This window comes from Thioclava sp. F36-7, assembly GCF_002020075.1.
Taxonomy (GTDB): Bacteria; Pseudomonadota; Alphaproteobacteria; order Rhodobacterales; family Rhodobacteraceae; genus Thioclava; species Thioclava sediminum.
In genome coordinates this window covers 105,106-131,350 of record NZ_MPZR01000009.1, presented here as the reverse complement: position 1 = coordinate 131,350, position 26,245 = coordinate 105,106, and the positions used below count along the sequence as shown (strand labels likewise).

Below are 26,245 nucleotides of genomic sequence, written 5' to 3'. Positions count from 1 at the left end.
CGGGGGGCCGCGCCGCAGGCCGGCGGGGGCAGAGCCCCCTCGGCGCGTGACGAATGCGGCCCGATCGCACCCTCGCCGTATCCTTTCGAAGCCGGGCGGGCAAGACAAGGGGCGGGGCAGCACGCGTCAGGTGGCGAAATGCGCCTCCGCGTAAGCCGCCACCGCGCGGGCTGCGTCGGCAAGCGGCGCGCTCAGCGCGACATATCCGTCGGGCCGCACCAGCACCGCCGCGCCGTCGCGGCCGAAGACTTGCGTGAATTCCTCCGCGTGATCGGGCGCAGGGCGCAGTTTCAGGCTTTTGGCAAAAGGGCTTTCCGGGGCGGGGCCATCCCCCGCGCAGAGCAGGACGAAGCCCGACGGATCGACCAGATCCTGCGCGCGGGCCGGATGACATGCCCCATCGCGCGCCACCTCCAAGAGCGGGTCGGGAAGCCGCGCACCCGGTGCGATGGTGCCGCGCGCATGCGGGCCGTCGGCGAGCGGCCCGCCCTCATAGCCGATCGCGATCTGGCCCATCCGGGCCGCGACTTTCTCCTGCACGAGGTCGCGGCTGCCGAGATAGGGGCTGATATGGTCGATCAGCATCCGGCGCACCGGCGAGGTCGAAGCCATATTGGCGGTCAGCGCCTCGGTCCCGTGCAACAGGTCGCGTATCACCGGCAGGCGCTCGGCCTCGTAGCTGTCGAGCAGGTTTTCGGGTGCCGTGCCCTCGATCACCCGCGCGAGTTTCCAGCCGAGGTTCATCATGTCTTGCATGCCGGTGTTCATTCCCTGACCACCTGCGGGCGAGTGGATATGCGCGGCATCGCCGCCCAGCAGGAAGCGCCCCACGCGCAGCGTCCCGACCATCCGGCTGTTGATCGCGAAGCGCGAAGACCACGTCAGGTCATGCAGCGTCGCAGGCAGATGGGCGCGGGCGTCGAAGACCTGCTGCAGCGTTTCAAGGTCGGGCTGTTCGCTGTCCGCAACATCCGAGGCGATCAGACGGAAACGTCTGCCACCTAAGGGGAACATGCCCAGAAAGCCCTCGCCGGAGGAAAAGATATGCAGTTCCTCGGGGGCCATCGCGCCGCTGACCATCTGGTCGCCGAGTACGAAACCCTGACCCACGGATTTTCCCTCGAAGGGCAGATTGAGCGTGCGGCGGATCAGGCTATGCGCCCCGCCGCTGGCGATCACCCAATCGGGGCGCAGCTCTTCGAGCGTGCCGCCGGGGCCGCGCAGCACCGCTATGGGGCCCGCCTGCGCATCATGGCCCTCGCGGGCGATCGCGACGAGTTCGGTGTTCCACTCCGTCTCGACGCCAAGGGCCGCGCAGGCCTCGCGCAGCACGGTCTCGGTTTCGACCTGTGAGACGAAGAGGATATAGGGGAAGCGGCTCTCGAGATGGGCGAAGTCGAGCCGGAAGAGCGGGGCGCCCTCACCATAGAACTGTGCGATCCGGGTCTGCACGCCGCGCGCCACAAGGGTGTCCGCCAGACCGCGCTGCGCCAGCATCTCCAGCGTGCGGGCCTGAACCGCGATCGCGCGCGAGGTGGTGGCGGGGCTTGCGGATTTCTCGATCAGACGGACGGGCACGCCCTGGCGGGCCAGTTCGTAAGCGGCGGTGAGACCGGTCGGGCCGGCCCCCACGATCAGCACAGGGTGGGGCATGGCAGTCCTCGCTTTGCAGTCCGGGCCAAGCTCTGGATCGGCTTGGGCCTGTCCCTGAGGTAGCGAAGCGAGTGATTAAATCAATTGTTTGAATTTCGTGAGGCGCGCACCTTTGCGTGAGCCAGCACCGTGCCGTGCAAAATGACTGCGCCGCCCGAGATGGTCGGACGGCGCAGTGAAAGTATGGCGATGTTGGGTAGGACGCGCGCGGCGCTTAGAAATCCAGCTCCGCATATTGCGACGCGGGCGGCATGCCGGGCAGCTGATCGGCCAGAAGCGAGCGGAAGGCAGGGCGCGACTTGATCTTCGCATACCAGTCCTTCACGGCTTCCTGCCGGTTCCAGTCGACGTCGGAGATGTAATCAAGGCAGCTCAGATGCGCGGCCGCCGAGAAATCCGCAAGCGTCATCACGTCGCCTGCAAGCCAGCGCCGCTGTTCCAGCAACCAGCCCATGTAATCGAGGTGATACTTGATCGCCGTAAGGCCCGCCTTCACCGTCTTGCTGTCCGGGTAGCCTTCCTTGCGGACCTTCTTCCAGACGCGCTCGCCCATGATCCGCGCGGTGACTTCGGAATTGAACTTGTCGTCGAACCACGCACACAGGCGGCGCACCTCGTAGCGTGCGGCGGGATCGCGCGGCATCAGCGGCGCGTCGGTATGGGTCTCGTCGATATATTCGCAGATCGCCTGGCTCTCGGCCATCATCATGCCGTCCATCTTGAGAACCGGGACCTTGCCTGCCGGGTTGCGGCGCAGGAAATCGGGCTGCTGTTCCCAGTAGCGTTCCTCGACGAGTTCGACCTCGAGTTTCTTCTCGGCCAGCGTGAGGCGGACCTTGCGGCAGAACGGGGAGAGGGCGACATGGTAGAGGCGGATCATCGGGGCGACGCTCGCAATTCTCGTTTGGGGATTTGAAGAACTGATAACGGCGGGCGCGGGCGGGTTCAATGGCGACAAACCCGCCGATGGCGCTCCCTTGCCGGAAGGTGATCGGGGCGGCACAGGTCGGATGCCTCCGGCGGGGATATTTTTGCCAAGCCGAAAGGGGGCGGGAACTAGGCTTTCGGTTTGGGTTTGCGTTTCGGTTTGGGGGCGGGCAGGGCGGCCTCGATCACGCTCAGAAGACCCACGAGCCACTCCGTGTCTTCCCAGAGGTCCGGGTCGATCTGCCAGTGATCCTTGGCGCGCGGATAGGGTTTGCCTGCGACGGGCGCGTGGCCGCTGTCGCCAAGGTAGCGCGTGGCCTCGGGCAATTGGCGCACGAACAGCGTGTCGTCGCACAGAAGAGCCACCGTCTTGCCGCCCATATAGACCGCGTATTCGCCGAACATCGGCCGGGTCGCGATCCGGTCGCCGAGACAGTCGCGCAGCAGCGCCTCCGTCTCGGGCCGGGTGCCCATCAGAAACTTTTGCGCGCGCGCAGCGCCGCCTGGATCGTGCCGTCATCGAGATAATCCAGCTCGCCCCCGATCGGCACGCCCTGCGCGAGGCTGGTCACTGCGATGCCGCGCCCTTCGAGCGCCTCGGCGATGTAATGCGCGGTGGTCTGGCCCTCGACGGTGGCGTTGAGGGCGAGGATCACCTCGGTGATGCCTTCCTCGGTGGCGCGTTCGAGCAGGTCGGGGATGCGGAGGTCTTCGGGGCCGATCGCATCGAGCGCAGACAGCGTGCCGCCAAGGACGTGGTAGCGGCCCTTGAAGGCGTGACCGCGCTCCATCGCCCAGAGGTCGGCCACATCCTCGATCACGCAAATCTCGCCAGTGGCGCGTTTGGGGTCTTCGCAGATGTCGCAGATCGGCGCGGTGGAGATATTGCCGCAGCGCTCACATTCGCGCGCGGTGCGGGCCACTTGCGCCATCGCCTCGGCCAAGGGGCCCATCAGCTGCGCGCGTTTCGAGATCAGATGCAGCACCGCGCGCCGGGCGGAGCGGGGACCAAGCCCCGGCAGCCGCGCCATCAGGGCGATCAGCGCCTCTATCTCGTCGCGCGCGCCGCTCATCGGATCAGACCGGCAGGTCCATGTTCTCGGGCAGGCCCAATTCGCGCAGGAGGCGTTTCTGCTCTTCCTGTTCGCGGAACTTGGCCTTTTCCTGCGTGTCCTTGATCGCGGCGAGGATCAGGTCTTCGACGACTTCCTTCTCGGAGGCCTGCAGGATCGAGGGATCGATGGAGAGCCCGGTCAATTCGCCCTTCGCGGTGGCGCGGGCCTGCACGAGACCGGCCCCGGCCTCGCCGGTGACGACGATGGATTTGAGCTCTTCCTGGAGCTCGCCCATCTTCTCCTGCATTTCCTTGGCGGCCTTCATCATCTTGGCCATGTCGCCCATGGCGCCCAATCCCTTGAACATCGCTTTCTCCGTCACGTTTGGCTTGAGTGAGAGATACGCATCGCTGCGCGAAGGGACAAGGGACAAGGCGGGAAAACGGCGCGGCAGGGCGGCGCGTGCGATTGCGCGGGGCCGCCCTTGGCATGGCTCAGCCCTCCTCGAAGGGATCCCATTCGTCTTCGACCTCGGCCAAGGCCTCGGCCTCGATCGCGGCGGTATCTTCCTCGGGCAGGATCTCGATCTTCGCGCCGGGGAAGCGGGCGAAGATCTCCGCCACCAGCGGGTTCTTCATCGCCTCGGCTTCGGCCTTCGCCATTTCCTCGGCCTTCACCTCGGCAATCGTGGGCGCGCCGCCTTCGGAGACGACCGAGACGCCCCAGCGCGCGCCGGTCCAGCCTTGCAGCCGTGCCGAGAGCGTCGCCGCGAGATCGCGCGAGGCCTGCGGGGTCGGTTCGAACTCGATCCGGCCGGGGCGGTAATTCACGAGGCGCAGATTGCTCTCGACCTCCAGCAGCAGGGTCATGTCGCGCATCCGGGCGATCAGGTCGACCACGTCGTCGAAGCTTGCGAAACGGGCCAGCGCGTCGGCCATCGGATCGTGCTGCGGGGCAGGGGCCGCGGCGGCGACCGCGCCGCCACCTGCGCGGCGGGCGCGCAGCGTGGCGCCGTGGACCGGCCCGGTCGAGGGCGCGGGGCCCCGGCCTGCGGCTTGCGTGTTCGTGCTGCCCTGCTGGATCTTCTTGATCAGCGTTTCCGGGTCGGGCAGGTCCGCCACATGGGTCATGCGGATCACGGCCATTTCGGTCGCCATCATCGCATTGGGCGCGCTCGCGACTTCTTCGAGCGCTTTCAGCAGCATCTGCCAGAGCCGCGAGAGCACCCGCATCGGCAGCGCAGCCGCCATTTCCTGACCGCGATTGCGTTCCTCGGGCGGAACGGTCGGGTCTTCGGCGGCTTCGGGCGTGACCTTGATGACCGAAACCCAATGGGTGATCTCGGCCAGATCGCGCATGATCGCCATCGGATCGGCGCCATCGGCATATTGTGCGGCAAGTTCGGTCAAAGCCTCGGCGGCCTGACCGTGCAGGATCATGTCGAAGAGATCGAGGACGCGGGCGCGGTCGGCCAGACCCAGCATCGCGCGGACCTGTTCAGCGGTGGTCTCGCCTGCGCCATGTGCGATCGCCTGATCGAGCAGCGAGGTCGCATCCCGGGCGGAGCCTTCGGCGGCGCGGGTGATCAGCGCGAGCGCGTCATCGGCGATCTCGGCGCCTTCCGCATCGGCGATCCGGCGCAGCAGCGCGATCATCTCCTCGGGCTCGATCCGGCGCAGGTCGAAGCGCTGGCAGCGCGAGAGCACGGTGACGGGCACCTTGCGGATCTCGGTGGTCGCGAAGATGAACTTCACATGGGCGGGCGGTTCCTCGAGCGTCTTTAGGAGCGCGTTGAACGCGCTCGTGGACAGCATGTGAACCTCATCGATGATGTAGACCTTGTAGCGCGCCGAGGCGGCCCGGTAATGCACGCTCTCGATGATCTCGCGGATATCGCCCACACCGGTGCGCGAGGCCGCGTCCATCTCCATTACGTCGACATGGCGGCCTTCCATGATCGCGCGACAATGTTCGCACACGCCGCAGGGGTCGGTCGTGGGGGTGCCATTGCCGTCGGGGCCGATGCAGTTGAGGCCCTTGGCGATGATCCGCGCCGTGGTGGTTTTCCCGGTGCCGCGAATCCCCGTCATGATGAAAGCCTGCGCGATCCGGTCGGCCGCGAAGGCGTTCTTCAGCGTGCGCACCATTGGCGCCTGTCCGATCAGGTCGGCGAAGGTCTCGGGACGGTACTTGCGGGCGAGAACCTGATATTGGGTGTCGGTCATCGAAGCTCCGGTGTCATAGGCAGCCGTCAGACTAGGCCCCCGGGGCGTCGGCGTCCACCCGGCTCATTCCCATTCCATCTGGCTGAATACCGCCTGCGCGTTGCGTTTGGCGAGCGTGTCGAAATCCTCGAGATATTCGAACTGGGACTGGTCGACATTGACCGAGCCGATGATGTCGCCGCCCTCATCGATATAATCGGCCATCTGGCTGCGCAGATTGGTCAGGTAATCATAGGTGTCCTTCGTCGCAGTCGCGAGATCGGTGGCGGGGCCGTGGCCCGGAACGACATGCGCGGGCTCATAGGCGGCCATCGCCTCGAAGGCCTCGACCCAGCCGATTGAGGAGGACATGTCGAGCACGCCGAGGATGCGGCCCACGAAGACGATATCGCCGGTGAACATCACCTTCTCCGCGGGCAGCCAGACGAAGCTGTCGCCGGGCGTGTGGGCGGGGCCGGGATGGGTGATCTCGATCTCGCGCCCGCCGAGGGTGAGCGTGTAGCTCTCGTCGAAGGTCGTATCGGCATAGACGGGTTCGGTGCCCGCGAGCGCCTCTTGTCCGACCAGCGCGTCGAGCATCGTCAGCTCCAGCGAGGCGCGGGCCTTCTGGTCGGCGAGCGCATCCTCGGAGGTGATGATCTCGGCGCCATGCTCTTTCCAATAGCCATTGCCGAGCCAGCGGTGATCCTGCCCGCCGGTGTCGATCACGTATTTCACCGGCTGATCGGTAAGGGTGCCGATCACTTCGTCGAGCGCCGCCGCCCCCTTATAGGTGCCGCCCGCATCGATCAGCACCGCGCCCTCATCCGTGACGATCAGCCCGAAGGTCGCGTTATTGCCAAGATTCTCGGCATCGCGCTGTCCGAAGGGGCCCTCGATCGCATAGGTGTTCGGTGCGACTTCGACGGTGGTAAGCGTGCCTGCGAAGAGCGGCACAGGCAGAATGGCCAGAGCGGCCAGAGCAAAACGCAACATGGTAAAACCTCCCCTTTGACGGGAAGCTTATCGCGGCGACGTCATCGCACAATCGGGCATGGTGACGCGGCGGCAAAGCAAAGGGAGCTTGTAGGGGGAGGGTGAGAGGCTGGACAGCGACCCAAGCGGGGCTCGTTGCGGCTGCTTCCTTCCGGACCTGACCGGGTTGGCGAGGCGCTCGCCCGCGCCAACCTCTCGAGGGGCGATATAGGAAACCCGGATCAGATTCGCAAGCGTTGTGCGGGAAGAGTTCGGGGGAGAGGGGGCGCTGCCCCCTCGGCGCGTCCGCGCCTCACCCCCGGGATATTTCAGCCAAGCCGAAAATGGGCCGATTTGCGCGGCCGGGACTTACTCGGGCTGGAAGCCGTGGATCAACTGGCGCAGGCCGATCAGGCCGCCGATCACGATGGAGGCCAGCGTGACCGGTGCGGAGAAGGAGAGCACGGCCATCGCGCTCACCCCCTGGCCGATCGAGCAGCCGACCGCGATCGTGCCGCCGATCCCCATCAGGGCCGCGCCGCTGACCTGACGGCCCAGTTCGCGCGGATCTTCGCAGGCTTCCCATTTGAAGAGGCCGCGAATGGCCGAGCCGAGGAAGGCCCCGCCCAGCACGCCTGCGACGAGACCCACGGAGAAGGTGAGCCCGCCCGCCGTGGAGGTCATGAAATAGAGGATCGTGCGCCCGAGCGGGGCGGTGAAGGACGGTGCCTCGACGCCGGTCGCACCCATGCTCTGGTTGAAGAGATAGGAGGTGCCGACGAAGCACCAGACAACCGCGAGACCCGCGGCCACGCCCCAGGCGAGGCGGCGTTTGTCCGCGCGCAGCGGCTGATAGCTCAGCGCCCAGGCGAGGAAGCCGGCGGCGACGGGCAGGGCGAAGACCAAGGGCGGAAGCCCGGTCCGCGCCGAGAGCCAATGCGCGATGCCTTGCGGGGTGTCGGCGGCCTGCTGGTCAAAGATCAGAAGGCGCAGATGGGCGAGGGGGCCGGACAGCGTCACGAAGGCGAAGATGCCCATCACCACGACCACGACCATCGCGCGCAGATCGCCGCCGCCGAAACGCACAAGCGCTCCGAAGCCGCAATTGCCGGCGAGCGCCATGCCATAGCCGAAGACGAGCCCGCCCACGATCGAGGCGAGCGGCGACCATTTGATCGTGTGATAGAAGCTGCGGGTGATGTCGGCATAGCCCAGAGCCTCGGCCACGAAGGCGCCGGTGATCGCCACCCCCAGCACGATCCCCCAGAGGCGCAGGCGCCTCTGGTCGTCGCCATAGGCCGCGCTTTCCAGCGCGCCGAGGGTGCAGAAATCGCCAAGGCGTGCGGCGAGGCCGAGAATGATGCCGCCGATCGCCCCGACCATGGCTGCCAAGGCACCCATCGGAATCTGTTCCATTGCCCTTCTCCCTCCCGGATCACCCAGTGTCCGGTCTCATGGCTCACCGGCGTCAGTCGGTGGCGCAGAACATGTCGTAAATCGTCTCGACGAGGCGACGCGCACGCGGATCCGAGAGCGTGTAGTAGATCGCCTTGCCCTCGCGGCGTGCGCTGACGAGCCCCTCGAGACGCAGCCGTGCCAATTGCTGGCTCACCGCGGCCTGGCGCGATTCCAGCAGGTTTTCCAGCTCGGTCACCGATTTCTCGCCCGAACTCAGATGGCACAGAATCATCAGCCGCCCCTCATGGGCGAGCGCCTTCATGAGGTTGGAGGCGTCTTGTGCGCGATCGAGTAGCTCTTCCGCATCCATGCGGGAACATCTCGACTCGGCCGTGGCAGAGGCAAGCTTTTCGGCATGACCGTCAGGCACCAGATGCCGCACCGCATCGTCCTTCTTTGGAAGCCGCACAGAGTGCGACCGTATTGATCGAATGACTCAGGCTTTAGCATGTCGATTCGCTGGAACAAAGCCCGAGAGCGCAAAAACCCGCCAAAAGCGAGACAAAAGCGCGCAGGTCAAACCTCAGTTCGATGGGGCCTGATACGTCGCGCCATTCTTTTTCAGGGCCTGATCGAGCAGGCCCCAGAAGAAATCTTCGCTCGCATAGCCTTCGATGCGGGCGACTTCGACCCCGTCCTGCAGCAGGATGAAGGTCGGTGTGAAAAGCGGTTTGCCCCCGGTAATCGTGATGTCATCGGGGAAGGGTTTGTGCAGATCGACCCGCTGCAGAGGGGCCGTCTTGCCCTCGGGCGTTTTCGGATAGATCGGCGCAAGGTCGTTGTTCCACATCCGGCAATAGATGCAGCCGACCTGCTCCACCATCAACAGCCGGAATTCGCTGTCGGCTATCGCCTCGCTGGTCTCGGCCTCGGAGGTGGCGGCGACCGACGTGTCGGCGGTTTGCGATGCGGTATCGGCATGCGCGACAAGCCCCGTCGCGCTCAGCGTGACCGCCAGCGCCGCGGCCATGGAAATCGTATGCCACACAATGCGGAACATTGACGGACCCCTTTTTACATATAAAGATCGTAATGTGTTTGACGGGCCCCTTCAAGGACGGTTGGGAGACCGAGGCCATATAGGCTAGGGCGCGTCACGAGGGAGGAAAACAGTGCCGATCGATATTACCTATGGCGGGGCGTTTTTTGCTGGCCTGCTGTCTTTTCTGACGCCGTGCATTCTGCCGATGGTGCCGTTCTACCTGTCCTACATGGCCGGGCTGTCGATGTCCGAGCTGCGTGGCGACGGCAAGATCGCGCCGGGCGCGCAGGCGCGCATGGTGGCGTCTTCGGTGGCCTTCGCGCTGGGCGTGACGACGATCTTCGTGCTGATGGGGATGGGGGCGACTGCGCTGGGGGCTGCCTTCCGCGAATGGATGGGGCCGCTGAGCTGGGTGGCCGCGGCGATCCTGCTGGTCTTCGGTCTGCATTTCCTCGGTGTGATCCGCATCCCGTTCCTCTATCGCGAGGCGCGGATGGAGGCGAAGACCGATCCCACGACTTTCCTCGGCGCCTATGTGATGGGGCTCGCCTTCGGCTTCGGCTGGACGCCCTGTGTCGGCCCCGCGCTTGCGGCGATCCTGATGGTGGCGTCGGGCATGGGCGATATCTCCAAGGGCGGGTTGCTGCTCTTTGCCTATGGGATCGGGATGACCTTGCCCTTCATCATCGCGGCCTTCTTCACGCGGCCTTTCCTCGCCTTCATGGCGAAGCACCGCGCGAAGCTCGGCTATGTCGAAAAGGCGATGGGGGTTATGCTGATCCTGTTCGCGGTTCTCATCGTGACCGGAGGGCTGCGCTACATTGGTGAGTTTCTGATCGACGTCATGCCGAGTGGGAGTCTCGGCTGACCGTCTGTTTCTAGGGAGAACGATCATGCGTCATTTTCTGACTGCCGCTTTCACCGCCGCGATGCTGGCCCTGCCGGTCCATGCGGCCGAGATGGGCGATGACGGGCTGCACAAGGAACCGTGGTTCCACGACACGTTCAAGGACATGTCGGACGATCTTGCGACTGCCAATGACGAGGGCAAGCGCTTCATGGTCATCTGGGAGCAGCGCGGCTGCATCTACTGCAAGAAGATGCATGAAGAGGTCTTCTCCGACCCCGAGATCGCGCAATACATCACCGACAACTACTACGTCGTGCAGATGAACCTCTTCGGTGATGTCGAAGTGACCGATTTCGACGGCGAGGCTTTGCCCGAAAAAGAGATGGCGATGAAGTGGGGCGTGATGTTCACGCCGACCATGATGTTTTTCCCCGAGGAGGCCACCGATCAGCCCGCCAACAAGCAGGCGGTCGCGCAGATGCCGGGGGCTTTCGGGAAGGGCACGACGATGGCTCTGTTCGAGTGGGTGAAGACTCACGGCTATGAGAGCGGGCAGAACTTTCAGAAGTACGTTGCCGAGAAAGTTATGGCGAAGTGAGCGCTCTCTTGGCGATTCTGACAGAGTCGTGATCGCTTGCTTGCCAGTGCAGCATTCGTGCTGCGCCCGCGAATGTTTCTGATTTTGCTAAAAAAATCGTGGGTATACGGCTGTATGCTTCGATATATCCGAGTGAACATATTGGAAAATATGCGGTTTTTTGAATTTATCCATTGCACCACTGTAGCGCGCTCGCTTAAAAGTGAGTCAGGGAGAGAATTTGGGAGGACTTCTATGAAACGCCACGTTGCGTGGGCCGCAATGGCCGTCACCTTCGCAGCCAGCGCCGCGATCGCAGAAACCGCGCCGATGGATGTCAAATTCACCGATGTGGGCGCGGTGGCCGAGTCGCTGACCGGCCAGCCGGGCGATGCAGCTAAAGGCGCAGAAGTCGCGGCGACCAAGTCGCTGGGCAACTGCGTGGCCTGCCATAAGGTCTCGGCGCTCGACGCGTCGTTCCAAGGCAATGTCGGCCCGGAACTGAACGGTGCCGGTGACCGCTGGGACGAGTCGCAGCTGCGCGGCATCGTCGTCGATGCCAAGCACACGTTCGAGGGCACGGTAATGCCGGCGATGTATAAAACCGGTCCCTTCATTCGCCCCGGCGATGGTTACACCGGCAAGGCTGCGCCTGCCGATCTGCCGCCGATTTTGAATGCACAACAGGTTGAGGATGTGGTCGCTTTCTTGATGACCCTCAAGGACGAGTGACCCTCTGAACGACAAACCCGAGAGGAGAAGATACAACATGACCATGACCAGACGTGACGCGCTGGCGCTGGCGATGGGCGGCGTTGCCGCTTCCATGCTGCCGCTGCCCGCGCTGGCCGATGCCGGTGCCGACGCCATCGCCAAGTTCACCGGCGGCGCCGATGCCGCAATGGGTGACGGCGTCACCCTGACCGCGCCGGAAATCGCCGAGAACGGGAACACCGTTCCGATCTCCGTGGATGCGCCCGGCGCAACCGAGATCGCGGTCTTCGCGACCGGCAACCCGACGCCCGACGTCGTGACCTTCAAGTTCGGTCCGTTGGCTGGCTCGCAGATGGCTTCGACCCGCATTCGCCTCTCGAAGACCCAGGACGTGATCGCTGTTGCCAAGATGGCTGACGGTAGCTTCGTCCAGGCGAAATCGACCGTGAAGGTCACCATCGGCGGCTGCGGCGGCTAAATTCGGTATCTGAGGAGACAAGACCATGAAAGGCGTGAGACCCCGCGTAAAAGTGCCGAAAAAAGCTTCGGCCGGTGACACGATCACCATCAAAACCCTGATCTCGCACCCGATGGAATCGGGTCAGCGCAAGGATAAAGACGGCAACGTCATCCCGCGCGAGATCATCAATCGCTTCACCTGCGACTTCAACGGTGAGAACGTCGTCGACGTGACCCTCGAGCCGGCGATCTCGACGAACCCCTACATCGAATTCGAGGCGAAAGTCCCGGAATCGGGTGAGTTCAAGTTCACCTGGTACGATGATGACGGCTCGACCTACGAAGACAGCCAGAAGATCGAAGTGAGCTGATCGGCCGAATGGCTAGCGGCGCGTGAGGGAGCGCGCCGCCTCACCAAGAACAGAGAACCGCGCCTGTTTGGGGAGATCGATGGGCGCGGGGCACACCCAGGGAGGACACAGAATATGACGTTGCGCACCAGCCGCACCATCCTAGCCGCCACTGCAGCCTTCGCGCTCAGCACCGCGGCGCTGCACGCCGAAATGGCTGACGACGAACTCGTCATCAACGGCGACACCCCGATCACGGTGAAGGCGCCCGCCGCCGATCACCTCGAAGGGCACCTCGACGAGGTCTATTCCGGCTGGCTCTTCCGCACGGACGAGACCCGCGCGATGGAACAGGACGACTTCGATAACCCGATCATGATCTTTGCCGAGCAAGGCCAGGAAACCTGGTCGACCGCCGATGGCTCCGAAGGCAAATCCTGCGCGGATTGCCACGGCGACATCAGCGAAGGCATGAAAGGCGTCCGCGCCTCGATGCCGAAGGTGAACGAAGCCGGCAAACTGTGGTCGATGGAAGATTACATCAACGATTGCCGCACCAACCGTATGGGCGCCGAAGCCTGGGGTTGGGACAGCGCTCCGATGCACAACATGACCACCGCGATCGCGGTCGAGTCGCGTGGCATGCCCGTCAGCGTCAAGATCGACGGCGACGCCCAGCCTTTCTGGGAGAAGGGCAAGGAGATGTACTACACCCGCTACGGTCAGCTCGAACTGTCCTGCGCGTCGTGCCACGAAGAGAACTACGGCAACTACATCCGCGCTGACCACCTCAGCCAGGGCCAGATTCAGGGCTTCCCGGTCTACCGTCTGAAGAACGCGGGCGTGGTGTCGATCCACAACCGCTTCAAAGGCTGTATCCGCGACACGCGTGCGGAAACCTACAGCCCCGGTTCGGACGAGTTCCGCAATCTTGAGCTCTACGTCGCCTCGCGCGGCCTGGGTCTCGACATCGAGGGCGGCGGCGTCCGTCCCTGACCTTTGACTTGATGCGCGGGGCAGGGGCCTCCCTGTCCCGCGCGTTTCGTTTCAACATATTCAATTTTTAATATCTGTCTGAATTTGTTTGTCAATTTACCCGAATGAAACGACCGCCGGGCGCACGGGCCCGGTGAGAAGAAGGAGACACATCGCATGATTTCCCGGCGGGAATTTCTTCAGGCGAGCTTGGCCGCCTCGACTATCCTCGGTGCTTCGGGCCTGTCGCGCTGGTCGCGCGCCATGGCACAGCAGTCGCTGACTCAGGACCAGCTCCTGCAGTTCGAGCCGCTGGGCAACGTCACGCTGATCCACATCACCGACATCCACGCGCAAGCGATGCCGATCTATTTCCGCGAGCCGGAAATCAACCTCGGCGTGGGTGAGGCCAAGGGCCGTCCGCCGCATGTCACCGGCGCGGATTTCCTCAAGATGTTCAACATCGAGCCGAACACCCCCGACGCCTACGCGCTGACCTACGAGAACTTTACCGATCTCGCGAAGTCCTACGGCAAAATGGGCGGCATGGACCGCGTGGCGACGATCGTGAAAGCGATCAAGGCCGAGCGCCCCGACGCGCTGCTGCTCGATGGCGGCGACACCTGGCATGGCTCGATGGTCGCGCTGAAGACCAAGGGCCAGAACATGGTCGACGTCATGAACACGCTCGGCGTCGAGGCGATGACCTCGCACTGGGAATGGACCTATGGTCAGGACCGCGTGAACGAGATCGTCGACGGCCTTCCCTTCCCCTTCCTCGGCGCGAACATCTTCGACGCGGAGTGGGACGAGCCCGCCTACGAGCCCTACAAGATCTTCGAGCGCAACGGCACGCAGATCGCGGTCATCGGTCAGGCTTTCCCCTACATGCCGATCGCGAACCCCGGCTGGATGTTCCCCGACTACTCCTTCGGCATCCGCGAAGAGCGTATGCAGGCGGTGGTCGACGAGGTCCGCGAAAAGGGCGTCGATCTGGTCGTCTGCCTGTCGCATAACGGCTTCGACGTGGACCACAAGATGGCGAGCCGCGTGAAGGGCATCGACGTGATCCTCACCGGTCACACCCATGACGCCATTCCGGAGCCGGTCCTCGTGGGCGAGACGATCCTGATCGCCTCGGGCTCGAACGGCAAATTCGTCTCCCGCGTCGATCTCGACGTGCGCGACGGCAAGATGATGGGCTTCCGCCACAAGCTGATCCCGATCTTCTCCGACGTGATCGAGCCCGACAAAGAGATGACCGACGTCATCATGGGCCATCGCGAGCCCTACAAGGCCGAGCTCGAGGAAGTCGTGGGTGAGACGAACTCGCTGCTCTACCGCCGCGGCAACTTCAACGGCACTTGGGACGACCTGATCTGCGAAGCGATGCTGTCCGAGCAGGACGCCGAGATCGCGATGAGCCCGGGCGTGCGCTGGGGGCCCTCGCTGATCCCCGGTCAGAAAATCACCATGGAAGACGTGCTCAACGCCACTTCGATGACCTATGGCGAGAACTATCGCACCGAGATGACGGGCGAGCTGATCAAGACCATTCTCGAAGACGTGGCCGACAACATCTTCAACTCCGACCCCTACTACCAGCAGGGCGGGGACATGGTTCGTGTGGGTGGCATGGGCTACCACATCGACGTTTCGAAGCCGATCGGCGAGCGGATTTCCAACATGACGCTCCTGAAGGACGGCTCCGATATCGACCCGGCACGCAACTACGTCGTGACGGGCTGGGCCTCGGTCAACGAAGGCACCGAGGGGCCGCAGATCTGGGACGTGATCGCCGATCACCTGCGCAAGATCAAAACCGTTGACTTGAAACCGAATGACTCGGTGGTCGTGACCGGCGTTTAAGCCGGTCCCGCCCGTCGATGATTGCGCCCCGCAGGGGGTTAGAGACTGGAGGAAAACACATGGACGACAAGGAACGCCAGGGCAACCCGGCCACCAATGCCGCCCTCAGCCGCCGCGGGTTCCTCCGCGCAGGGGCTGCGGTCGGTGCGATGGCCGCAGGTGCTGGTGCCGCACGCGCGCAAACCCAACCCGATCCGTTGATCACCGAAGTTCAGCCTTGGGCTTCGGGCTGGGGCGACGGGGTCGATGCAACCCCCTATGGCCTGCCGATCGAATTCGAAGATGACGTCATCCGCCGCAATGTCGGCTGGCTGACGGCGGATACGATTTCGTCGATCAACTTCACGCCGATCCACGCCCTCGACGGCACGATCACCCCCACCGGCTGCGCCTTCGAGCGTCACCACTCGGGCGCGATCGAGCTGAAGAAGGAAGACTATCGTCTGATGATCAACGGCCTCGTCGATAAGCCGCTGGTCTTCACCTACGAGGATCTGGAGCGTTTCCCGCGTGAGAACCGTACCTACTTCCTCGAATGTGCGGCGAACTCGGGCATGGAATGGGCTGGGGCACAGCTCAACGGTGCGCAGTTCACCCAGGGCATGATCCACAACATGCAATATTCGGGCATCCCGCTGCGGACGCTGCTCGAAGAAGCGGGGATCACCAATCTCGGCGACCAGATCAAGGACAAGTGGGTCTATGCCGAAGGCGCCGACGCGTCCTCGAACGGCCGCTCGATCCCGCTGGAGAAGGCGCTCGACGACTGTCTCGTGGCCATCAAGGCCAACGGCGAGGCGCTGCGCAAGGAGCACGGCTATCCGGTGCGCCTCGTGGTTCCGGGCTGGGAAGGCAACATGTGGGTGAAGTGGCTGCGTCGCCTCGAAGTCACCGACGAGGCCGTGCAGTCGCGCGAAGAAACCTCGAAATACACCGACACGCTCGCCGACGGCACGTCGCGCAAGTGGACCTGGGTCATGGACGCCAAATCGGTCGTTACCTCGCCCAGCCCGCAGATGCCGATCAAGCACGGCAAGGGCCCGCTGGTCATCACCGGCATGGCCTGGTCGGGTCGCGGTCACATCACCAAGGTCGACGTGTCGATCGATGGCGGTGCGAACTGGCAGGAAGCCCGTCTGGCCGAGCCGGGCACCGACAAGGCGGTCTCGCGCTTCTACCTCGAGATCGACTGGGACGGTTCGGAGATGCTCCTTCAGTCCCGCGCTACCGATTCCACCGGCTACGTTCAGCCGACCAAGGACGCGCTCCGCGCGATCCGTGGCGAGAATTCGGTCTATCACAACAACGGTATCCAGACCTGGTGGGTCAAGGAAAACGGGGAGTCCGAGAATGTCGAAGTGTCGTCGTAATCTGCTGCTGGCCACGCTTCTGGCCGCTCCGCTCGTCGCGACGCCCGCTCTGGCCGAGAAATACGGTCTGGGGCGCGAAGCGCTGCCCGAGGAAATCAACGCCTGGACCGTCGAGGTCTTCCCCGATGGCAAGAACCTTCCCGAAGGTTCGGGTTCGGTTGCCGATGGTGAGAAAATCTTCGCCGACAACTGCGCGGCGTGCCACGGCGACTTCGCCGAGGGTGTCGACAACTGGCCGAAACTGGCCGGGGGCGACGGAACGCTGGCCAACAAGGACCCGGTGAAGACCGTCGGTTCCTACTGGCCCTACCTGTCGACCGTCTGGGACTATGCGCACCGCTCGATGCCGTTCGGCAACGCGCAGACGCTGACCGTCGACGAGACCTACGCCATCGTCGCCTACATCCTCTACTCGAACTATCTCGTGGAGGACGATTTCGTCCTCACGAAGGATAACTTCCTCGACGTGGAGATGCCGAACGCGGATGGGTTCATCGTGGATAACCGCGATGAGGTCGAAGTGCCGAAGTTCTCGGAAGCCGCTTGCATGAGCGATTGTAAGACCGACGTGCAGATCACCAAGAAGGCGACCATTCTCGACGTGACCCCCGATGAGGGCAACGGCGAGGACACGGCGGCTGCCGATACTGCGACCGAAACCGACACTGCCCAAAGCGATACGGCCCAAACCGACACTGCCGAAGCTCCGGCGCAGGACGCTCCGGCGGCTGCGGAGGAAGCCAAGGCAGAGGCTGCACCGGCGGAAAGCCTCTCGGCTGACCCGGAGCTGGTCGCGGCTGGCGAGAAGGTCTTCAAGAAGTGTAAGGCCTGCCACCAAGTCGGCGAAGACGCGAAGAACCGCGTCGGTCCGGTGCTCAACGGGCTGATCGGGCGTCAGGCCGGGACGGCTGATGGCTTCAAATACTCGAGCGCGATGAAGCAGCACGGCGAGGACGGTCTGGTCTGGACCGAGCAAACGGTCGAGGAGTATCTCGCCGATCCGAAGGGCTACATTCCGAAGAACCGGATGTCCTTCGCCGGTCTGAAAGACCCCGAAGACGTCAAGGCGGTACTCGCCTACATCGAGAGCCAAGGTGGCTAATACCCTCCCCGGGCGGGGGCTTCGGTCCCCGCTCACTTAAACCGACAGGGGCCTTCCGCCTGATCGTGTTTCGACGCCCGCGCTCCCCGCGGGCGTCTTTTCATTTCGTGCCGCGTCTGGCTTGCCTTCCGCCGGCGGGGTTGCAGCCCGCCGCTCCCCGGGGATACTTGCACCAAACCAAGGGGGCAGGAATGGATCTGGAAGCACGCGCGCGCGAATTGTTCGACATCGGGGTGAAGACGGCCGACCCGGCAGCGGGGGTGACCCGCGCGATGGGCTGGGCGATGGAGAACCCGCCGGGACCGGGCGGGCGCTGGCAGGTGATCGCGCTCGGCAAGGCGGCGCTGGCGATGACTGCCGCGGCGCTGGACGCGTTGCCCGAGGAGGCGCAGGCGCTGGTCGTCACCAATCCCGAGAATGCCGAAGCGGCGACCCCGCGCGCGGGCGTCACGCTGATCGCGGGCGACCACCCCGTGCCGGGAGACGGCAGCGAGCGGGCAGGGCGCGCGATCCTGGAATGTCTGCAGGGCTGTGGGCCGGAGGATCGCGTTCTGGCGCTGATCTCCGGCGGCGGCTCCGCGCTGGCCGTCGCGCCTGCCGAGGGGCTGAGCCTGTCGGACAAGGCCGAAGTCAGCCGCCTGCTGCTCGGCTGTGGGGCGGATATCACGCAGATGAACCTGATCCGCCAGCAGCTGTCCCAGCTCAAGGGCGGCGGCTGGCTGCTTGCCAGCGCGGCCCCGGTGACGGGACTGATCCTGTCCGACGTGCCGGGCGACGATCTGCGCGTGATTGCCTCGGGGCCCACGGTCGAGCCGATCGGCACGCGAGCCGAGGCGGCGCAGCTCTGCCGTGATCTCGGGATCTGGAAGGTTTTGCCCGCCCCTGTGCAGGCGCATCTTGAGGCCTCGGGCGCCGAGCCCGCTTTGCCCGCTGCCCGTAACCGTCTGATCGGGGCGAACGGGCTGTCGGTCGCGGCGATGGTCTCGGCTGGAGCCGAGGCGGCGCCCTTCGCGCTCGACGGGGACGTGGCCGATCTCGCGCCGCAGATCGTGGCTCTGCTGCGCGACATGCCCGCAGGCGCTTTGGTCATGGGCGGTGAGACCACCGTTACTATCAAGGGTGACGGCCGCGGCGGGCGCAATCAGGAGCTGGCGCTTCGGGTGGCTTGCGCGGCGGAGGCGGCCGGGATCGAGGGCGCGTGGCGCTTCCTCTCGGGCGGCACCGATGGCCGTGACGGGCCGACGGATGCGGCGGGTGGTCTGGTGGGGCCGCAGACCTGCGCGGCGGCGCGGTCGGCGGGCGTCGATTGCGATGCGGCGCTTGCGCGCAATGACAGCTATCACGTTCTGCAGGCGGCCGATGCGCTGCTGATGACGGGGGCGACCGGCACGAATGTGGCCGATCTCGCGGTTCTGGTGAAAGGCTAGCTTAGCCGCGCTCTGCTTCGGCGGAGCGCATCATCGGGCGCAGGCGGAGATAGGCTTCGCGAATGGCGGCGACGGTGATGATCGCGAGAGCGAGGGTGTCGAAAGCAACCATGCGTGTTTTCCTCGTAACGAAGCCTGAGTGGCGCGGCCTGAGCGGCGGGCGCCCTCGGACCCTCGGCAAAGATTGAGGCGCAAAAAAGGCAGCATCGCGACGATTGCGGGCCGGGCCCCCTCAGCGTTCGAGGATCAGCGTGCCCCGTGCGAATTCCACCTTCGCGAAGCGGGTGAGATAGGTCATGCCCAGAAGCGAGGTATCCATCGACCCGCGATTGACCACGGCGCGCAGGTTGCTGTCGTGGATCGGCCCCAGATCGAAGCGCTCCAGCCGCACCGGCGCGGTCGCGACGATGCCATTGGCGGTGCGCGCCTGCCCGATATAGGCGAGATCGGAAGTGTTGATACCCGCGCGCTCGGCGGCGCGCTGGGTCAGCACGATCTGGCTCGCGCCGGTGTCGACGACGAAGCGGATCGGCGTGCCGTTGACCTCGGCGGTGAGGTAGTAATGCCCGTCGGGCGCTTGCGGCACCTCGATCCGGCCATCGCGCATCACCGCCTGATCGGGGATCGAGACTTGCCGCTGGATATCGGTCCAAAGCCCGACCGCGGCGAGCGTGCCGAGAAAGATCAGCCCCCAGATCGCGGCCTGTTGCATGGTGCGACCGGGGCGGCGGCGGATCTCCAGCACGAAATACCCGCCCACGGCGACGAGCAGGAGGCTCAGATAGACCAGCCGTCCCCAGTTTTCGCTGATGATCGTCTCCACCATGATCCTCGTTACCCCTACCGATCTCTTTCAGATAGGTCCGCTCAGGTGACTTTCCCAGAGGGCGGATTGCCTCAGCTTGTCGGGACGCCGCCCATCAACCCCGCACCGTGCAGCCCGTCGAGGATGAACTGGATCGCCAGCGCGGCCAGCAGCATCCCCAGAAGCCGGGTGACGACCATCGTGCCGGTGCGCCCCAGCGCGCGCTCGATCGGGGTGGCGAGCAGGAACATCACGAGGACACAGCCCAGCACCAGAAGCATCATGGCGATGATCGCCACGACATGCAGCCAGTCGCCGCCCTCGCGCCCTGCCAGCAGGATCATCGTGGCCATCGCGCCGGGCCCGGCCAGCAGCGGCGTCGCCAGCGGGAAGACGGACGGATCGGTTTCGGGGTCGGCCTCGTGCTCCTCGCCCTGCGCCTCGCGGCGCTTGGTGCGGCGCTCGAACAGCATGTCGAGCGCGGTGAGGAACAAAAGTACTCCGCCCGCAATGCGGAAGGCGGGCATGGAGATACCGATCCCGGCAAGGATCTTGTCGCCGAAGATACCGAACAGCGTCAGCAGGACGGCGGCGATGATGAGCGCGCGGAAGGCGATGCGCAGACGCGCGCGGTGGCTTTCGCCCAGCGTCAGCGCGATGAAGACAGGGGCCAGCCCGATCGGATCGATGATGACGAAAAGCGTCACGAAAGCAGTGATGTATTCGGCACCGATCACGTGGGGGCATCCCTTCCAAGTTTCGCAGGCGAGCCTAGCGTCATCCCCGATCCCCCGCCAGTCCTTCCCCGGCGTCTTCGGGAGAGGCTTCGGCGGGTGCCGAGGGCAGGGCGGCGCGGATCTTCGTGGCCAGGCTTGCGGCCCCTCCGGCAAGGCGCGGATCGTCCACCGCCTCGGCCAGATCGAGCAGGTGATCGAGCGCGGCCAGCTCCTCTCGGGTCAGCACCAGAGGTGGCAGGCCCACGGCCCGGCGCAGGATGTAGCCCACGCCGCGTTCGCCCTCGACCGGCACCCCATAGGCCGAGATTTCAGCCATGTCGCGCCAGATCGTGCGGACCGAAACGCCCAGCCGCTCGGCCAGATCTCTGGCACGATGCATCTTGCCGTCGCGCAGGATGGCGATGATCTGTTGCAGCCGCTCGTCGCGGGTCATGGGGTTCTCCGATCGGGTCGCGGGAAGGGTAACGCGAGGGAGGGCAACTGACAATGAACTGTCAGTAATCTGCCCCTCAAAGCCCCGTTTGGGCGGAATCGGTCTAGGATTGAGGCCCGCATGATCCTAAAACTCGGGACCGACATAAGGCGCGGGCGGCGGGCCCGTGACCAGAGGAGAGACAACAATGCTCAACAATATCGGCCTTCCCGGCCTTCTTCTGATCGCCGTCGTGGTTCTGGTTCTTTTTGGCCGCGGCAAGATTTCCTCGCTCATGGGTGAAGTCGGCAAAGGCATCACCGCCTTCAAGAAAGGTGTGAGCGACGGCTCGAAAGAAATCGAGGACGGCACCGTCGACGAGGCACGTGACGTGACCCCGGCTGACGAAGTCCAGAAAGAAAAAGACAAGGCCTGAGCCTGATCGCATTCGGGGTTTGCGGGCCGCGGCCCGTTTGCCTTTGCGTCCTCAATCGGCCGGAGGCCTGAGCACTCATGTTAGACATCGGTTGGAGCGAGCTTCTGCTGATCGGCGTCGTGGCGCTGATCGTGGTGGGGCCGAAAGACCTGCCCAAGATGTTCCACCAGCTTGGCCGCATCACTGCGAAGGCCAAGGCGATGGGGCGCGAGTTTTCGCGGGCGATGGAAGATGCGGCGAAGGATACCGGGCTCGATGAAGCCGCGGGCTCCGTGCGCGATCTGAAATCGCTGGCGTCCAAGAAATCGCTCGGGCTCGACGCGCTGGAAAAAGCGACCGATGCGTTCGAGAAATGGGAGCCGGGCCGGTCCGAGAGCGGGAAGACCTCGCTCAAGCCCGATCCCGAGGCGGAGCCGCCCAAGCCCGAGGCTGCCCACCCCGAGGCGAGCCCGGCCGAGACGGCCAAACCCGAGACATCCAAGACGGCAAGCAAGCCGGCGGCCAAGCCCGCTGCGAAGAAAGCCGCGCCGAAGACCGCAGCCAAGACTGGCGCCAAGACGACTGGCACCAAGACGGGCACTTCGACCGCAGCGAAATCCAGCGCCAAGCCGGCAACCAAGTCGAGCAGTAAACCCGCCGCGAAAACCGGTGCCAAACCGGCGGCCAAGAAGACGGCGGCGAAGAAACCCGCCGCGAAGAAGGGTGACGCATGAGCGACAATAACGAGATCGAGGAAAGCTCGGCCCCGCTGATCGAGCACCTTGCTGAACTGCGCACGCGCATCCTCTATTCGCTGGGGGCCTTCATCGTCGCGATGGTGGTCTGCTACACGGTCTGGAACCCGATCTTCAACTTCCTGACCCGTCCGGTCTGCTCGGCACTGGAATCGCGCGGCGAGCAATGCGGCCTCTACCTGATCAAACTGCAGGAAGGCTTCTTCGTCGCGATCAACATCTCCTTCCTCGGCGGTTTCGCCCTGGCTTTCCCGATCATCGCCTATCAGATGTGGCGGTTCGTGGCGCCGGGCCTCTATCGCAACGAGAAGAACGCGTTCCTGCCCTTCCTGGTCGCCTCGCCGGTGATGTTCTTCCTTGGCGCGGCGTTTGCCTATTACATCATCCTGCCGCTGGCCTTTAACTTCTTCCTCGGCTTCCAGCAGGGCGAGATCGGCGCGACTTCGGGCGCGAACGAGATGGCCGCGATCGGCTTCCAGGGCTCGGTGCAGGAATATCTCAACCTGACGATCAAGTTCGTCATGGCCTTCGGGATCTGTTTCCAGCTGCCCGTCCTGCTGTCGCTGATGGGCAAGGCGGGGCTCGTATCCTCCGAAGGTCTCGGCAACATGCGCAAATATGCCGTGGTCGCGATCCTCGTGGTGGCGGCGATTGCCACGCCCCCGGATGTGATCTCTCAGGTCATCCTGTTCACGGTGGTCTATGGTCTCTACGAAGTGTCGATCCAGCTTGTGAAACGGATCGAGAAGACCCGCGAAGCCCGGATGCGCGCCGAAGGCACCTGGATCGACCCCGACGAATGGGACGATGACGAGGACGAAGCGGGCGATGACGACGCGGACGAGAAGGACGGCAAGGCATGAGTGACGCGGCGCTGACCCGCATCGCCTCGGCGCTGGAGCGGCTCTCGCCTGCGCCGCAGCCCGCGCCGGACTTCGCCTCTGCCGATGCCTTCATCTGGCACACCGCGCCGGATCGGCTGGAGCCCGTGGCGCAGGTGAACCGGGTCGACCTGAGCCTGCTGCACGGCATCGACCGCTCGCGCGACACGCTGCTGGCCAACACGCTGCAATTCGCGCGCGGGGCGGCGGCGAACAATGCGCTTCTCTGGGGCGCGCGCGGGATGGGGAAATCTTCGCTCGTGAAAGCCGCCCACGCGGCGGCGGTGGCCGAGGGGCTGCCGCTCAAGCTGGTGGAGCTCGCGCGCGAGGATCTGCCCTCGGTCGGCCGTCTGCTCGCGCATCTGCGCGACGCGCCCGAGATGCGCTTCATCCTGTTCTGCGACGACCTCTCGTTTAGCCATGACGATCAGCATTACAAATCGCTCAAGGCGGTGCTGGATGGCGGCATCGAGGGGCGGCCCGCGAACGTGATCCTCTATGCCACGTCGAACCGGCGTCACCTGATGCCGCGCGACATGATCGAGAACGAACGTTCGACCGCGATCAGCCCGTCCGAGGCGGTGGAAGAGAAAGTCTCGCTATCCGACCGTTTCGGTCTGTGGCTGGGCTTCCACCCGTGTTCGCAGGACGAATACCTCACGATGATCCGCGGCTATTGCGACAGCTACGGCGTGGAGATTTCCGACGAGGAACTGCGCGCCGAGGCCATCGAATGGCAGGCCACGCGCGGGGCGCGTTCGGGCCGTGTGGCATGGCAGTATTTTACCGATCTGGCCGGGCGGCGCGGCGTCGCGCTGTAAGCGCGCCTCGCCGCATAACTGGCGTCGCGGGCAGGGGGCTCAGACCCCCAGCCGATCGCGCAGCGCATACCACCACGACCCCGCGACCGAATAGGGCACGCGGAAGGTGCGCCCGCCGGGGAACGGAATCCAAGGCAGTTTCGCAAACGTGTCGAACCGGGTCAGATCGCCGTTGATCGCCTCCGACAGGATGCGTCCGAAAGTATGCGAGCCGGTGACGCCGTGGCCCGAGTAGCCTTGCGCGAAATAGGTGTTCTGCCCGATCCGGCCCATCTGCGGCACGCGGCTGAAGGAGAGCGCGAAATTACCCGACCAGGCGTAGTCGATCTTCGTGCCCTTGAGCTGCGGGAAGACCTTCTCGAGATTCTTCCAGAGCTTCGCCTTGATGTCCTTCGGATCGGCCCCGCCATAGACCGTGCCGCCGCCGAACAGCAGGCGGTTGTCGGCGGACATGCGGTAATAGTCGAGGATGTAGCGCACGTCCTCAATGCAGGCATCGGACGGCATCAACTCGTGGGCCTTCGCCTCGCCCAGCGGCTCGGTCGCCATCACCTGCGTCGAGACGGGCATCACACGGCGCTCCAGCGTGGGCACCACATGACCGAGATAGGCATTGCCACAGAGCACCAGCGTCTTCGCGGTGATCTGGCCCTTCGCGGTCTTGATGATGGGGCGCGCGGCCTCGGTGTCGACGGACGTGACGGGCGACATCTCGTAGATCGTGCCGCCGAGCTTCTCGACCGCCGCCGCCTCGCCAAGCGCAAGGTTGAGCGGATGCAGATGGCCGCCCTTATGATCGATCATCCCGCCCGCATAGAGGTCGGAAGCCGCGTGTTCGCGCATCTGCTCGCGGCTCAGCATATCCTGACTGTCGATGCCGTAGCTGCGCCAGAGCTTCCAGCGCGCTTCCAGTTCCTGCATGTGCTTGGCCGTCAGCCCCGCAAAGACATTGCCGGGCTTCAGGTCGCACTGGATGTCATAGGTCGCGACGCGCTCGCGGATGATGTCGCCGCCTTCCATCACGAGGCCGGCCACGAAATTCGCGGTGTCCTGCCCGTAGCGGCTCTCGATTACGTCGAGGCTCGCGTTCAGCCCGTTCACGACCTGACCGCCATTGCGGCCCGAGGCGCCCCAGCCGATGCGTGCGCCTTCGACGACGGTGACGCTATAGCCCTTTTCTGCCAGATGCAGCGCGGTCGAGAGGCCCGAGAAGCCTGCGCCCACGACGCAGATATCGGCCTCCTGTTCGCCCACCAGTTCCGCGCGCAAGGGTGCCGGATTGGCCGAAGCCGCGTAGTAGCTGCCGGTATGGCTGCCGTCGCCCGCATAGGGGTGGGTCTGATGGGTCATGTCGCGCACTCGTCTGAAAGGGGCGTTTGGCTTTCGGTGCCACGCGCCGCGCCCGAGCGCAAGCGGGGCTCAGCCCGCCCGCGTCAGCATCCCGAACAAATCGCGCGGATCGTCAGGGTCTGCCATAAGATCGAGCATCTGCGCGTAGTCGCCACCCTTCACGCGGTCATGGATGTAGCGCAGCGCGCTGAAATCCTCGATCGCGAAGCCCACGGAATCGAACAGCGTGATCTGTTTCGCGTCGCGACGGCCCTCGGCCTCGCCGCGCATGACTTTCCACAGCTCGGTGACGGGGTGGTCTTCGTCGAGCGCCTGGATCTCGCCCTCGATGCGGGTCTGCGGCGGGTATTCGACGAAGATCTCCGAGCGGGTGAGGATGTCGCGATGCAACTCGGTCTTGCCGGGGCAGTCGCCGCCGATCGCGTTGATGTGGATGCCGGAGCCGACCATGTTGTCGGTCAGGATCGTCGCATATTGCTTGTCGGCGGTGCAGGTGGTGATGACCTGCGCGCCCTCTACCGCTTCCTCGGCCGAGCGGCATTTCGTGACGTTGAACCCTTGCGCGGTCAGGTTCTTCGCGGCCTTCTCGGTCGCCGTCGGGTCGATGTCATAGAGCCGCAGCGTGTCGATGCCGCAGATCGCGCGGAAAGCCAGCGCCTGAAACTCGCATTGCGCGCCATTGCCGATCATGCCCATGACCGTCGCGCCTTTCGGGGCGAGGTATTTGCCCACCAGCGCAGAGGTGGCGGCGGTGCGCAGCGCGGTCAGCATCGTCATCTCGGTCATCAGCAGTGGATAGCCCGTCGCGACCGAGGACAGCACGCCGAAGGCGGTGACAGTCTGGTGCCCGGTGCGGCCGTTCTTGGGGTGGCCGTTGACGTATTTGAAGCCGTAATTCTCGGCGTCCGCGGTCGGCATCAGCTCGATCACGCCCTCCGCTGAATGGCTCGCCACGCGCGGCGTCTTGTCGAAATCCGGCCAGCGGCGGAAATCTTCCTCGATATAGGCGGCGAGGTCGCGCATCACCTGTTCGGGGCCGATCTCGTTCACCAGCTTCATCATGTTGGCGACGGAAACGAAGGGCACGAAGGCCAGTTCAGAGGGGGCGAGAGGGGACATATC

General features: G+C 64.6%; 29 protein-coding genes and 1 other RNA gene. 14 read left to right on the top strand and 16 right to left on the bottom strand.

The annotated features are described in order from the left end of the window. Window positions 1-126: 126 nt before the first annotated feature. The 11 genes from BMI89_RS16615 to BMI89_RS16565 all read right to left on the bottom strand — a co-directional run bounded on the left by BMI89_RS16615 (window position 127) and on the right by BMI89_RS16565 (window position 9,272). Entirely contained in the window at window positions 127-1,653 is a 1,527-nt protein-coding gene (locus tag BMI89_RS16615; protein WP_078571968.1) for an FAD-dependent oxidoreductase, read from the bottom strand. A 214-nt stretch (window positions 1,654-1,867) separates the two neighbouring features. Then, window positions 1,868-2,533, bottom strand: a complete 666-nt coding sequence (locus BMI89_RS16610; RefSeq protein ID WP_078571966.1) for a glutathione S-transferase family protein — start codon at window positions 2,531-2,533, stop codon at window positions 1,868-1,870. A gap of 176 nt (window positions 2,534-2,709) precedes the next feature. Then, complete coding sequence (locus BMI89_RS16605; protein ID WP_078571964.1) at window positions 2,710-3,054, bottom strand: TfoX/Sxy family protein; 345 nt, start codon at window positions 3,052-3,054, stop codon at window positions 2,710-2,712. Continuing rightward, window positions 3,054-3,653 carry a recombination mediator RecR gene (gene recR / locus BMI89_RS16600; RefSeq protein ID WP_078520160.1) on the bottom strand — a complete coding sequence of 200 codons (600 nt, stop codon included), beginning with the start codon at window positions 3,651-3,653 and terminating at the stop codon, window positions 3,054-3,056. Before recR ends, BMI89_RS16605 begins: the two co-directional genes overlap by 1 nt. Window positions 3,654-3,657: 4 nt before the next feature. Then, window positions 3,658-4,002, bottom strand: a complete 345-nt coding sequence (locus BMI89_RS16595; protein ID WP_078520159.1) for a YbaB/EbfC family nucleoid-associated protein — start codon at window positions 4,000-4,002, stop codon at window positions 3,658-3,660. 127 nt (window positions 4,003-4,129) lie between these two features. Beyond that, the gene (locus BMI89_RS16590) at window positions 4,130-5,890 is read right to left on the bottom strand and encodes a DNA polymerase III subunit gamma/tau (protein ID WP_348638859.1); all 1,761 of its coding nucleotides are present in this window, start codon (window positions 5,888-5,890) and stop codon (window positions 4,130-4,132) included. A gap of 33 nt (window positions 5,891-5,923) precedes the next feature. Continuing rightward, on the bottom strand, window positions 5,924-6,835 hold the full coding sequence (locus tag BMI89_RS16585) for an MBL fold metallo-hydrolase (protein ID WP_078571960.1): 912 nt from the start codon (window positions 6,833-6,835) through the stop codon (window positions 5,924-5,926). 100 nt (window positions 6,836-6,935) lie between these two features. Next, an RNA gene (ffs, locus tag BMI89_RS16580) (signal recognition particle sRNA small type) lies at window positions 6,936-7,032 on the bottom strand. Window positions 7,033-7,183: 151 nt separating this feature from the next. Then, window positions 7,184-8,230 carry a YeeE/YedE family protein gene (locus BMI89_RS16575; protein WP_078571958.1) on the bottom strand — a complete coding sequence of 349 codons (1,047 nt, stop codon included), beginning with the start codon at window positions 8,228-8,230 and terminating at the stop codon, window positions 7,184-7,186. A gap of 52 nt (window positions 8,231-8,282) precedes the next feature. After that, window positions 8,283-8,582, bottom strand: coding sequence for a metalloregulator ArsR/SmtB family transcription factor (locus BMI89_RS16570; RefSeq protein WP_078520155.1), 300 nt, complete (start codon window positions 8,580-8,582; stop codon window positions 8,283-8,285). 213 nt (window positions 8,583-8,795) lie between these two features. Next, window positions 8,796-9,272 carry a hypothetical protein gene (locus tag BMI89_RS16565; RefSeq protein ID WP_246832056.1) on the bottom strand — a complete coding sequence of 159 codons (477 nt, stop codon included), beginning with the start codon at window positions 9,270-9,272 and terminating at the stop codon, window positions 8,796-8,798. Between the two features lie 112 nt (window positions 9,273-9,384). On the opposite strand from BMI89_RS16565, the gene BMI89_RS16560 reads away from it, so the two are divergent. The 10 genes from BMI89_RS16560 to BMI89_RS16515 all read left to right on the top strand — a co-directional run bounded on the left by BMI89_RS16560 (window position 9,385) and on the right by BMI89_RS16515 (window position 18,947). After that, window positions 9,385-10,122, top strand: coding sequence for a cytochrome c biogenesis protein CcdA (locus tag BMI89_RS16560; protein ID WP_232621622.1), 738 nt, complete (start codon window positions 9,385-9,387; stop codon window positions 10,120-10,122). 25 nt (window positions 10,123-10,147) lie between these two features. After that, complete coding sequence (locus BMI89_RS16555) at window positions 10,148-10,702, top strand: thioredoxin family protein (protein ID WP_078571956.1); 555 nt, start codon at window positions 10,148-10,150, stop codon at window positions 10,700-10,702. A 234-nt stretch (window positions 10,703-10,936) separates the two neighbouring features. Further along, window positions 10,937-11,413: a sulfur oxidation c-type cytochrome SoxX gene (soxX, locus tag BMI89_RS16550; RefSeq protein ID WP_078571954.1), complete on the top strand. Its 477-nt coding sequence runs from the start codon at window positions 10,937-10,939 to the stop codon at window positions 11,411-11,413. A 37-nt stretch (window positions 11,414-11,450) separates the two neighbouring features. Further along, window positions 11,451-11,873: a thiosulfate oxidation carrier protein SoxY gene (gene soxY, locus BMI89_RS16545; protein ID WP_078520152.1), complete on the top strand. Its 423-nt coding sequence runs from the start codon at window positions 11,451-11,453 to the stop codon at window positions 11,871-11,873. A gap of 25 nt (window positions 11,874-11,898) precedes the next feature. Beyond that, a complete protein-coding gene (gene soxZ, locus BMI89_RS16540) occupies window positions 11,899-12,225 on the top strand; it encodes a thiosulfate oxidation carrier complex protein SoxZ (protein WP_078520151.1) in 327 nt (108 codons plus the stop codon). Between the two features lie 114 nt (window positions 12,226-12,339). Then, window positions 12,340-13,200, top strand: a complete 861-nt coding sequence (gene soxA / locus BMI89_RS16535; protein WP_078542821.1) for a sulfur oxidation c-type cytochrome SoxA — start codon at window positions 12,340-12,342, stop codon at window positions 13,198-13,200. 156 nt (window positions 13,201-13,356) lie between these two features. Continuing rightward, window positions 13,357-15,048 (top strand): thiosulfohydrolase SoxB, encoded by a 1,692-nt coding sequence (soxB, locus tag BMI89_RS16530; protein WP_078571953.1) that lies wholly within the window; start codon window positions 13,357-13,359, stop codon window positions 15,046-15,048. Between the two features lie 59 nt (window positions 15,049-15,107). Then, entirely contained in the window at window positions 15,108-16,418 is a 1,311-nt protein-coding gene (soxC, locus tag BMI89_RS16525) for a sulfite dehydrogenase (protein WP_078520148.1), read from the top strand. Beyond that, entirely contained in the window at window positions 16,399-17,520 is a 1,122-nt protein-coding gene (locus tag BMI89_RS16520) for a c-type cytochrome (RefSeq protein ID WP_078571951.1), read from the top strand. Before soxC ends, BMI89_RS16520 begins: the two co-directional genes overlap by 20 nt. A 191-nt stretch (window positions 17,521-17,711) precedes the next feature. Further along, the gene (locus BMI89_RS16515; protein ID WP_078571950.1) at window positions 17,712-18,947 is read left to right on the top strand and encodes a DUF4147 domain-containing protein; all 1,236 of its coding nucleotides are present in this window, start codon (window positions 17,712-17,714) and stop codon (window positions 18,945-18,947) included. Window positions 18,948-19,179: 232 nt separating this feature from the next. Here the strand turns inward: BMI89_RS16515 and BMI89_RS16510 are convergent, their stop codons facing one another. The 3 genes from BMI89_RS16510 to BMI89_RS16500 form a co-directional block, all read right to left on the bottom strand. Continuing rightward, window positions 19,180-19,773, bottom strand: coding sequence for a TIGR02281 family clan AA aspartic protease (locus BMI89_RS16510; RefSeq protein WP_078520145.1), 594 nt, complete (start codon window positions 19,771-19,773; stop codon window positions 19,180-19,182). A gap of 71 nt (window positions 19,774-19,844) precedes the next feature. Then, entirely contained in the window at window positions 19,845-20,489 is a 645-nt protein-coding gene (locus BMI89_RS16505) for a MarC family protein (RefSeq protein ID WP_078547797.1), read from the bottom strand. A gap of 40 nt (window positions 20,490-20,529) precedes the next feature. Beyond that, window positions 20,530-20,922: an HTH domain-containing protein gene (locus BMI89_RS16500; RefSeq protein WP_078571948.1), complete on the bottom strand. Its 393-nt coding sequence runs from the start codon at window positions 20,920-20,922 to the stop codon at window positions 20,530-20,532. Between the two features lie 187 nt (window positions 20,923-21,109). On the opposite strand from BMI89_RS16500, the gene BMI89_RS16495 reads away from it, so the two are divergent. The 4 genes from BMI89_RS16495 to BMI89_RS16480 all read left to right on the top strand — a co-directional run bounded on the left by BMI89_RS16495 (window position 21,110) and on the right by BMI89_RS16480 (window position 23,773). Continuing rightward, window positions 21,110-21,337 carry a twin-arginine translocase TatA/TatE family subunit gene (locus tag BMI89_RS16495; protein ID WP_078520142.1) on the top strand — a complete coding sequence of 76 codons (228 nt, stop codon included), beginning with the start codon at window positions 21,110-21,112 and terminating at the stop codon, window positions 21,335-21,337. 77 nt (window positions 21,338-21,414) lie between these two features. Then, a complete protein-coding gene (tatB, locus tag BMI89_RS16490) occupies window positions 21,415-22,050 on the top strand; it encodes a Sec-independent protein translocase protein TatB (protein WP_078571947.1) in 636 nt (211 codons plus the stop codon). After that, the gene (tatC, locus tag BMI89_RS16485; RefSeq protein WP_078571945.1) at window positions 22,047-22,934 is read left to right on the top strand and encodes a twin-arginine translocase subunit TatC; all 888 of its coding nucleotides are present in this window, start codon (window positions 22,047-22,049) and stop codon (window positions 22,932-22,934) included. The genes tatB and tatC overlap by 4 nt, the downstream gene beginning before the upstream one ends. Continuing rightward, window positions 22,931-23,773: an ATP-binding protein gene (locus tag BMI89_RS16480; RefSeq protein ID WP_078571944.1), complete on the top strand. Its 843-nt coding sequence runs from the start codon at window positions 22,931-22,933 to the stop codon at window positions 23,771-23,773. Before tatC ends, BMI89_RS16480 begins: the two co-directional genes overlap by 4 nt. Window positions 23,774-23,812: 39 nt before the next feature. On the opposite strand, the gene BMI89_RS16475 is transcribed toward BMI89_RS16480, so the two are convergent. Both BMI89_RS16475 and BMI89_RS16470 read right to left on the bottom strand, forming a co-directional pair. Continuing rightward, window positions 23,813-25,123, bottom strand: coding sequence for an FAD-binding oxidoreductase (locus BMI89_RS16475; protein ID WP_078571942.1), 1,311 nt, complete (start codon window positions 25,121-25,123; stop codon window positions 23,813-23,815). Window positions 25,124-25,192: 69 nt separating this feature from the next. Then, window positions 25,193-26,242, bottom strand: a complete 1,050-nt coding sequence (locus BMI89_RS16470) for an ornithine cyclodeaminase (protein ID WP_078571940.1) — start codon at window positions 26,240-26,242, stop codon at window positions 25,193-25,195. Between the last annotated feature and the right edge of the window lie 3 nt (window positions 26,243-26,245).

Bases quoted from the DNA above. Each gene is read 5' to 3' on its own strand.
- BMI89_RS16585 (WP_078571960.1), bottom strand. From the start codon at position 6,835: ATGTTGCGTTTTGCTCTGGCCGCTCTGGCCATTCTGCCTGTGCCGCTC.
- BMI89_RS16595 (WP_078520159.1), bottom strand. From the start codon at position 4,002: ATGTTCAAGGGATTGGGCGCCATGGGCGACATGGCCAAGATGATGAAG.
- BMI89_RS16475 (WP_078571942.1), bottom strand. From the start codon at position 25,123: ATGACCCATCAGACCCACCCCTATGCGGGCGACGGCAGCCATACCGGC.
- BMI89_RS16495 (WP_078520142.1), top strand. From the start codon at position 21,110: ATGCTCAACAATATCGGCCTTCCCGGCCTTCTTCTGATCGCCGTCGTG.
- BMI89_RS16570 (WP_078520155.1), bottom strand. From the start codon at position 8,582: ATGGATGCGGAAGAGCTACTCGATCGCGCACAAGACGCCTCCAACCTC.
- BMI89_RS16470 (WP_078571940.1), bottom strand. From the start codon at position 26,242: ATGTCCCCTCTCGCCCCCTCTGAACTGGCCTTCGTGCCCTTCGTTTCC.
- BMI89_RS16615 (WP_078571968.1), bottom strand. From the start codon at position 1,653: ATGCCCCACCCTGTGCTGATCGTGGGGGCCGGCCCGACCGGTCTCACC.
- BMI89_RS16510 (WP_078520145.1), bottom strand. From the start codon at position 19,773: ATGGTGGAGACGATCATCAGCGAAAACTGGGGACGGCTGGTCTATCTG.
- BMI89_RS16565 (WP_246832056.1), bottom strand. From the start codon at position 9,272: ATGTTCCGCATTGTGTGGCATACGATTTCCATGGCCGCGGCGCTGGCG.
- BMI89_RS16610 (WP_078571966.1), bottom strand. From the start codon at position 2,533: ATGATCCGCCTCTACCATGTCGCCCTCTCCCCGTTCTGCCGCAAGGTC.
- soxZ (WP_078520151.1), top strand. From the start codon at position 11,899: ATGAAAGGCGTGAGACCCCGCGTAAAAGTGCCGAAAAAAGCTTCGGCC.
- BMI89_RS16555 (WP_078571956.1), top strand. From the start codon at position 10,148: ATGCGTCATTTTCTGACTGCCGCTTTCACCGCCGCGATGCTGGCCCTG.
- BMI89_RS16605 (WP_078571964.1), bottom strand. From the start codon at position 3,054: ATGGGCACCCGGCCCGAGACGGAGGCGCTGCTGCGCGACTGTCTCGGC.
- recR (WP_078520160.1), bottom strand. From the start codon at position 3,653: ATGAGCGGCGCGCGCGACGAGATAGAGGCGCTGATCGCCCTGATGGCG.
- soxA (WP_078542821.1), top strand. From the start codon at position 12,340: ATGACGTTGCGCACCAGCCGCACCATCCTAGCCGCCACTGCAGCCTTC.
- BMI89_RS16575 (WP_078571958.1), bottom strand. From the start codon at position 8,230: ATGGAACAGATTCCGATGGGTGCCTTGGCAGCCATGGTCGGGGCGATC.
- BMI89_RS16515 (WP_078571950.1), top strand. From the start codon at position 17,712: ATGGATCTGGAAGCACGCGCGCGCGAATTGTTCGACATCGGGGTGAAG.
- BMI89_RS16480 (WP_078571944.1), top strand. From the start codon at position 22,931: ATGAGTGACGCGGCGCTGACCCGCATCGCCTCGGCGCTGGAGCGGCTC.
- soxX (WP_078571954.1), top strand. From the start codon at position 10,937: ATGAAACGCCACGTTGCGTGGGCCGCAATGGCCGTCACCTTCGCAGCC.
- soxB (WP_078571953.1), top strand. From the start codon at position 13,357: ATGATTTCCCGGCGGGAATTTCTTCAGGCGAGCTTGGCCGCCTCGACT.
- BMI89_RS16500 (WP_078571948.1), bottom strand. From the start codon at position 20,922: ATGACCCGCGACGAGCGGCTGCAACAGATCATCGCCATCCTGCGCGAC.
- BMI89_RS16520 (WP_078571951.1), top strand. From the start codon at position 16,399: ATGTCGAAGTGTCGTCGTAATCTGCTGCTGGCCACGCTTCTGGCCGCT.
- soxY (WP_078520152.1), top strand. From the start codon at position 11,451: ATGACCATGACCAGACGTGACGCGCTGGCGCTGGCGATGGGCGGCGTT.
- tatC (WP_078571945.1), top strand. From the start codon at position 22,047: ATGAGCGACAATAACGAGATCGAGGAAAGCTCGGCCCCGCTGATCGAG.
- soxC (WP_078520148.1), top strand. From the start codon at position 15,108: ATGGACGACAAGGAACGCCAGGGCAACCCGGCCACCAATGCCGCCCTC.
- tatB (WP_078571947.1), top strand. From the start codon at position 21,415: ATGTTAGACATCGGTTGGAGCGAGCTTCTGCTGATCGGCGTCGTGGCG.